Genomic DNA, 5,748 nt, shown 5'->3' with positions numbered 1-5,748 from the left:
GTAGGCGATGTAGGCCTGCAAAATGCGGTGAAATTCCTCACCGGCATGGACCGCAAGCCTACGCCAGCCGAGCTGCTGGAATTGGCGGTGCCTTGGCGCGGCTGGGAGGCTTACGCCACCTTTTACTTGTGGCGGGCATTGTATTAAATAGCAGTCAGTCCTTGAAGTAAGTAGGTCAGCGTCCCGTAACAAGAACAATGCCATGACACTCTACAAAGGTAGAAGTCGTGGCATTTTGTCTGGAATTGCCGCCGGACTACCGGCTTTTTATCTCATCATAATACAGCGTGCTGGCTGACTAACGCGGCCGCTTCGTGAAGATCTGGAAGGTCACGCCGAACTTGTCGGTAACCATGCCGTAGGCAGGGCTGAAATAGGCCGGGCCCAGCTCGATGTCGACATGTCCGCCTTCCTTCAAGGTGCTGTAAAGCTGTTCCGAGGCTTCAGCAGTATCAGTGGAAATACAGAGATTGAGGCCGTTGCCGGTCTGCCGCGTCTGCCCCGGTTCCAGATCGGCTATAAACATTGTGGTCTCGCCAATCTTCAGCACGGAATGGGCAATGCGCGCTTTTTCTTCGTCAGACATGGGGGCTCCAGGATTCTGCGGGCCTTCGCCTACGGTTTGCATGAAAAGCAACTTGGCGCCTAGACTCTCCTGATAGAAAGAAACCGCTCCGCGCGCAGTTCCCTCAAGCAGGATAAACGGATTTACTTCAATCGTCATCTTTCATCGCTCCTTGTTGAAGTGAACTTAAAAATGTAGCTCCGCATTCTTAAATTCACTTATATAATTGTAGATTAGCCCGTTTCTGCTGGGCTTTGATTTCATTGTAGACTATAATAGTGACAGTTATTGTCATGAATATAAAATAAATGGGGTCTATACCATGTCTAAATCGAAGCGCCTGCTGGACCTGATGATGACCGTGAACCGCAAACGCAAATTTACGGTCAGAGAGCTGGCCGATGAATTCGGGGTGTCTACGCGGACCATTCTCCGGGATCTGCAGGAGCTGGGCGAACTCGGGGTTCCGCTGTATTCAGAGGTGGGCCCGCACGGGGGCTATCAGGTGCTGAACGAACGGATTCTTCCGCCGATTGCCTTTACGGAGGAGGAGGCGGTGGCGATTTTTTTTGCCAGCCATGCCCTGCGCCATTACAAGTATCTGCCCTTTAAGGAAGAGTCGCTTTCCGCATTGCACAAATTTTATAATTATATGTCCGGGGATGTCCGTGACCGGATTGATGAGCTGAAGAACCGGATTGATTTCCTGACCCCGGCGCGGCAGGCGGAGTTTCCTTACCTGTCGATTCTGCTGGAAGCGGGCATCGGGCAAAAGGTGCTGCTCATCGCTTACGAATCCAAAGGCGAGCGAAGCCTGCGGCAGATTCAACCGGTCGGTATTTATGCCAGCAACGGGTTGTGGTATTGTCCGGCGTATTGTTTTCTGCGTAAAGATATCCGTGTGTTCCGCTGCGATCGGATTCATTCGGTGGACTATGATTCCTCGGGGCAGACGCCGCTGGATTTGAGAATGGTGCATTTGGGGAACAGGAATGGATACGGAGCAGCGAAGCAAGGCGGGGGGCCGCAAACGGAAAAAAGCCGGAATCAGATCCGGCTGTACATTGAGCTGACGGGTGAAGGGGTGCAGGCCTGCGAAGCGGAAGTGTGGTCAGATTCTCTGCTGCATACCCGTGAGGACGGCTCCGGCTGGCTGGAGGGGGAGGTTCCCGGCAACGACCTCCGGTTCTTCGCTAAGTTTATTATCGGCCTCGGCCATGAAGCGACGGTACAGGAACCGCCTGAACTGGTGGAGGAGCTGAAGCTCATGCTTGCCGGAATACTGGGGAAATACAGCTAAGCCGTGCGGCGGCATCTGGTGATGAGCGCAGTAATTGTCCAAAGAAAATAAAGTTGTAGACTGAGGTAAAAAGTATTAGACCAGCGGACGCTTCATGCGAACGGACAGAATTGCGTGATAATCTGTGGAATAAAATGTAACAAAGTAAGGAGGTTAATGATGAATAGAATTGTTGTCGTAGCGGTAGGTAAAACACATAGTGGTAAGACGACTTTCGCTGAACGATTAGAATTGAAGTTGAAAAATGTTGTTATTATTGACCAGGATAATCACGCATTGTTCATTAACGCTTACTATAAGTCCTTACGTCCGAAAGAAGGTCCGAATACGCTGAAATATGCAGTTACTCAAACAATAGTCGATTATGCGGTGAATCAGACCGATTGTCACCTCGTTCTATGTAATTCTAATCTTACACGAAACGGCCGTATGGACTTACTGGACTATTTTCGAAGGAAGGGATTTATAACCATTCTGGTCTATTTTGATATTCCAGATAACGTACTTCATTTAAGGATAAAAGAAAGCCAGCGTAGCAAAGACATTTTTCGGAGTGCTTCAACGTTCGAGGATGTGCTTGTTCGACAACAAAAGAGCGAAGCATCGGCTCCAAAAAATAGCGAAGCTGATCACCTCTTTGTAGTCAGCTGTAATGAAGAGGACGTACCGATGGTTATTAAGAAAATTACGGAAATCACAGAACTTATGTAGGTTTTAAAGCATACATTCTTTGGTTAAGAAATTGTTCAACTAACGGTACGATAGTTCAACCACATTTGGAGCAGTTTGCCAACGGCAGCTGCTCCATTTTTAGTTCCGCTAACTGGCAGTTTAGTTGAACAAGATAAGTGGAGGTTTTATGTCGCATTTGACGCAAACAGCGCAGTAAAAAGGTACAATCCTCATGGTCTGTACCCGTATGAAAATGAAAACATAAAAGCAAAGAACAAAATAGTAATAACAGTTGGAATGCAGCTTAATATAACCCAAAATTCAGCTTGCTTACTTCTAACGCCTGTAAACCATTTGTAATAAACAAAAAGAAGAATTATTAACATTGGAAAGAATAACAAAGATTGCATCGTATTAAACCAGCTTGAATTTTTAGCCCAATATGCATCTGGTACAGGAAGAAGATTCTCATAGTCTCTATCAATTTTATTTCTAATCGTAATAAAAAAATAAGAAATTACAGAATAATAAGCCACTAGGGTAGCCTTTATCCACCATAATAAAAACTTATTAAACACTATTACTAAAAAGATAATTGCCAGAAATGCGAACAAACCCATGTATTTTTCAAAAATAAAAGTCACCTCCACAATTTATTTTACCCAATAAATGTATTGGTTTCCATGAAAATTATTATGGATTGTTGCGCAGTACGAAGATATTATGTAATAAAAGAAAGCGTGCTTGTTCTAACGGAGAACGTTAGTCTCAGCTATTTGGTAACCCGGATCAATTGCTTGTCTGCCAGTTCGAAGACGTCTCCCAGCTTAAAGTCCGGCAGATGAAGGGTAGAGTCGAGCTCCGTGTTTCTGTTCATCTCCAGCTCACTGTCCCAGCAAGAGTAGATTTCCATGGATTCCCCTTCCTCCATATGGTCATTCATGTGGGAGAGCAGCAGTCCGATGCATTTCCGTCCGATTTCAAAAGACAGGGGACTCTGCTCCCTCATCTCCTTGCTAATAGTAAAAGAACCGCTTATCCCATACACATAAGGCTTAGTTATAAGCAGCTTCTGCCTCCACGGTAAGGCGGTCACGTCTGCGATCTCCAGCCCCGCCGCATCCAGATCAGTCTCAAACACCTGGACAAGGGTATCATTCAAATGGGATAGATCAATGATGTTGTGAAGTGCACTTGGGTCGTCCGATTTGGGGATGTCTGCGTACTTTTGGTATGTGTATACATAACCGAAGCTTCCGGTGCGCAGCGGCCTGTCTGATCCCAGGTAATGGTTAAGCGTCATTTTTGCACCTCTCTCTGCTCAATTGATGGAGGAATCCTCTTTACACCAAGGCAGCCATACCTCCGCCAGCCGGCGGATGCCCTCCTGGATCAAATTTTCAGGGATCCCCCCAAATCCTATGATGAATTCCGGCGTATCCATTGAAGGCTGCTCCCACCAGGTATAAGACATCGGAGTCACGCGGATGCCTGCGGCAGACGCGGCTTCTGCCAGCAGGCGGGGAGGCGTGCCGGAATTAAGCCTGAGCAGGATGTGAAACCCGGCTCCTTGCCCCCGCACCGACGCTTGCTCGCCGAAATCCTGCTGGATAGACTGCAGGAGAAGATCATGTTTTCTCTGGTAGAGCACCCGCATCCGCCGCAAATGCCTGGCGAAATACCCTCTCTCCATAAAATAATGCAGCGCAATCTGATTCAGCCGGGAAGCGGAATGCTCCAGATACAGCTCCCCCGCCAGAGCGTGATATACCGGCAGCAGCTTCTCCGGCAGCACCATGTAATGAATACAAAGAGCGGGAGCCACAGACTGCGCAAAGCTGCCCATGTAGATGACCGGACTGCGCTCCAGCAATCCTTGCAAAGCGGGAACCGGCCTTCCGTGGTAGCGGAATTCACCGTCATAATCATCTTCTATGATATAGCTGCCGGTAGTCCGGGCCCAGTCCAGCAGGGCATAGCGTTTCGCTATGGACATAATCATGCCGCACGGAAACTGGTGGGAAGGTGAGATATATACACTACTGGCTCTGTTCTTATACAGTTTCTCTACATCAAGTCCGTCTTCCTGTAAAGGAACCGGAAGGATCTCATAGCCATTCCTGCGGAAAGCAGCCGGCAGCAGAGGGTAGCCCGGTTCTTCTATCCCAAGCCGCCGTTCACCGCCGGGCAGGATATGGCAGAGCAGCGAAGTCAGCGTATGCTGATCGCCTCCAATTACGACCTGCTCTGCCGTGCAGCGCATGCCGCGGAATTGCCGCAGGTGAGCTGCGATGCTCCTGCGGAGAGCCGGTTCACCCTGCGGGTCGCCATACTGCAGCAGATCAGGATTGGCCAGCTGCTCCTGGTAGAGGCTGCGCCAGATTTTGTGGGGGAACAGGGAGAAGTCATTTTTAGAAATATGAAAATCATAAGCATATTGCCGGGAGTCACGGGGGGTGATCGGTGGAACGGACAGCGGCGGATGGTCTGCGCCTGCTTCTGCCACTGTCCCGCTGAGCATGTGCATGGGCTGGACCACGTAGCCGCTGCGCGGCTTGCTGGAGATGAAGCCTTCTGACAACAGCTGCTGGTAGGCAAGCTCGACGGGAGTGGCGCTGATATTCAGCTGGACGGCCAGTGTACGGATGGAAGGCAGGCGGGTATCCGCAGGCAGCGTGCCGCCGAGGATCTCTTTTTTGAAATAATCATAGAGCTGTATGTAATAAGGGATCTTACGGTCATCAATGAGCATTGGAACCAGCAGCATCGGCTTCTCCCATCTGTCCTTTGGAATTTAACGGTTTTGTCTATTTTAAAACATACAGATTTCAAATACCATAGAGCTACCAAAAGAGACAGGGGATGGCATGATGAGCAAGCATTCGGGATTGTTAATAGGGGATAAGGTATATCTGCGCCCGCTGAACGGGGAGGATGCCGGACTGTATTACCATATGTTCTATGGTGCAGAGGTACGCAGGCTCACAGGGACGCAGAGGCATATCAATAAAGAGCAGATTTCAGCATATATCGACCGTAAAGCAGGGGATGACAGTGCCGTATTGCTGCTGATTGCCCTTAAAGAGACTGATGAGGTGATCGGCGACATCGCGATTCAGGATATGGACCGGGGCAACCGCACCGCTAATCTGCGTCTCGCCATCGGTGACGAGCGGCATCAGAACCAAGGATATGGCCGGGAAGCGCTGCT

7 protein-coding genes and 1 pseudogene are annotated in these 5,748 nt (G+C 49.2%); 4 read left to right on the top strand and 4 right to left on the bottom strand.

What is annotated here, in order from left to right:
* Positions 1–147, top strand: a pseudogene (locus tag AQR02_RS25995) (DNA-3-methyladenine glycosylase); the annotation flags it as partial.
* Between the two features lie 151 nt (positions 148–298).
* On the opposite strand, the gene AQR02_RS25990 reads toward AQR02_RS25995, so the two are convergent.
* Entirely contained in the window at positions 299–724 is a 426-nt protein-coding gene (locus tag AQR02_RS25990; RefSeq protein ID WP_054943269.1) for a VOC family protein, read from the bottom strand.
* Positions 725–887: 163 nt separating this feature from the next.
* Here AQR02_RS25990 and AQR02_RS25985 point away from each other — a divergent pair, with 163 nt between their 5' ends.
* Positions 888–1,865, top strand: coding sequence for a helix-turn-helix transcriptional regulator (locus AQR02_RS25985; RefSeq protein WP_054943268.1), 978 nt, complete (start codon positions 888–890; stop codon positions 1,863–1,865).
* Between the two features lie 159 nt (positions 1,866–2,024).
* Entirely contained in the window at positions 2,025–2,576 is a 552-nt protein-coding gene (locus AQR02_RS25980) for an AAA family ATPase (protein WP_054943267.1), read from the top strand.
* Positions 2,577–2,767: 191 nt separating this feature from the next.
* Here the strand turns inward: AQR02_RS25980 and AQR02_RS25975 are convergent, their stop codons facing one another.
* The 3 genes from AQR02_RS25975 to pdxR all read right to left on the bottom strand — a co-directional run bounded on the left by AQR02_RS25975 (position 2,768) and on the right by pdxR (position 5,304).
* On the bottom strand, positions 2,768–3,157 hold the full coding sequence (locus tag AQR02_RS25975; protein WP_054943266.1) for a hypothetical protein: 390 nt from the start codon (positions 3,155–3,157) through the stop codon (positions 2,768–2,770).
* A gap of 152 nt (positions 3,158–3,309) precedes the next feature.
* Positions 3,310–3,840 carry a hypothetical protein gene (locus tag AQR02_RS25970; RefSeq protein ID WP_054943265.1) on the bottom strand — a complete coding sequence of 177 codons (531 nt, stop codon included), beginning with the start codon at positions 3,838–3,840 and terminating at the stop codon, positions 3,310–3,312.
* 18 nt (positions 3,841–3,858) lie between these two features.
* Complete coding sequence (gene pdxR / locus AQR02_RS25965; protein WP_054943264.1) at positions 3,859–5,304, bottom strand: MocR-like pyridoxine biosynthesis transcription factor PdxR; 1,446 nt, start codon at positions 5,302–5,304, stop codon at positions 3,859–3,861.
* Between the two features lie 103 nt (positions 5,305–5,407).
* Between pdxR and AQR02_RS25960 the strand changes: the two genes are divergently transcribed.
* Positions 5,408–5,748, top strand: a 341-nt coding sequence (locus AQR02_RS25960) for a GNAT family N-acetyltransferase (RefSeq protein ID WP_148449221.1), incomplete at its 3' end; no start/stop codon positions are given.

It is taken from the genome of Paenibacillus ihuae (assembly GCF_001368795.1).
Classification (GTDB): Bacteria; Bacillota; Bacilli; order Paenibacillales; family Paenibacillaceae; genus Paenibacillus_AQ; species Paenibacillus_AQ ihuae.
This window is presented reverse-complemented; position numbering and strand designations above follow the sequence as displayed.

Coding starts and splice junctions, on each gene's coding strand:
- AQR02_RS25990 (WP_054943269.1), bottom strand. CDS start 724: ATGACGATTGAAGTAAATCCGTTTATCCTGCTTGAGGGAACTGCGCGC.
- AQR02_RS25985 (WP_054943268.1), top strand. CDS start 888: ATGTCTAAATCGAAGCGCCTGCTGGACCTGATGATGACCGTGAACCGC.
- AQR02_RS25980 (WP_054943267.1), top strand. CDS start 2,025: ATGAATAGAATTGTTGTCGTAGCGGTAGGTAAAACACATAGTGGTAAG.
- AQR02_RS25975 (WP_054943266.1), bottom strand. CDS start 3,157: ATGGGTTTGTTCGCATTTCTGGCAATTATCTTTTTAGTAATAGTGTTT.
- AQR02_RS25970 (WP_054943265.1), bottom strand. CDS start 3,840: ATGACGCTTAACCATTACCTGGGATCAGACAGGCCGCTGCGCACCGGA.
- pdxR (WP_054943264.1), bottom strand. CDS start 5,304: ATGCTGCTGGTTCCAATGCTCATTGATGACCGTAAGATCCCTTATTAC.